Raw genomic sequence first — 775 nt, 5'->3', positions numbered from 1 at the left:
CTCGACGGCCAGCTCGCTGCCCTGCGGCAGGGTCACGTCGCCGGCGGTGATCTGCGAACCCGCCTCGAGGCCCTCGATCGAGACGTCGAAACCGTTCGGCAGGTGCATGGCCTCGGCCACGATGGCGAGCGTGGTCGACTCGCTGACCACCAGGGTGTTGCGGGCGGCCTCGCCGACCAGCGTCACCGGGACGTCGACCTGGACCTTCTCGCCACGCTTGACGATGATCAGGTCGACGTGCTCGTAGGTGTCCTTGATCGGATCACGCTGGATGGCCTTGGGGAGCGCGAGCGTGGTGCCCGACGCGCCATTGATGTCGATCGTGAAGACCTGGTTGAGTCCGCCGTGCCGGATGGCGGCCGCGAACTCCCGGGCGGGCAGGGCGATGTGCTGAGGCGCCTCGCCGTGACCGTAAAGCACGGCGGGCACCAAACCGGCCCGGCGCGTGCGGCGGGCACCACCCTTGCCGAACTCGGTGCGGGGCTCTGCGCTGATCTTTACCTCGGACACGGGGAAACTCCTGAAACTCTTCGATCGGGCTGCGTCGTAAGTCGGCGGGCGTTACGTCCGGCAGTGCGGCGTGCGGCGCTGCCGGGCAAGGGGGCGCGCTGGGCACAGGCCCGGAGCACCGCGTCGATCACGGTGCCTCCGAGCGGCTGCGAACCTCAGCAGACCGCGGGGCACCCTCGCCGTGGCAACCGCCCTAGCTTACCTGCCGTCCACGCGCACGCCGAAATCGGGGCACGCAGTGAGAGCGAGGAGTGAGCCGGTTTTG

1 protein-coding gene is annotated in these 775 nt (G+C 69.4%); it reads right to left on the bottom strand.

What is annotated here, in order from left to right; genetic code table 11:
* The coding region (locus tag Ato02nite_RS46015) for a 50S ribosomal protein L25/general stress protein Ctc (RefSeq protein WP_213013059.1) at positions 1–510 on the bottom strand (510 nt) is incomplete at its 3' end.
* Positions 511–775: the final 265 nt, after the last annotated feature.

It is taken from the genome of Paractinoplanes toevensis, assembly GCF_018332695.1.
In the GTDB taxonomy this organism is placed as follows: Bacteria; Actinomycetota; Actinomycetes; order Mycobacteriales; family Micromonosporaceae; genus Actinoplanes; species Actinoplanes toevensis.
This window is presented reverse-complemented; position numbering and strand designations above follow the sequence as displayed.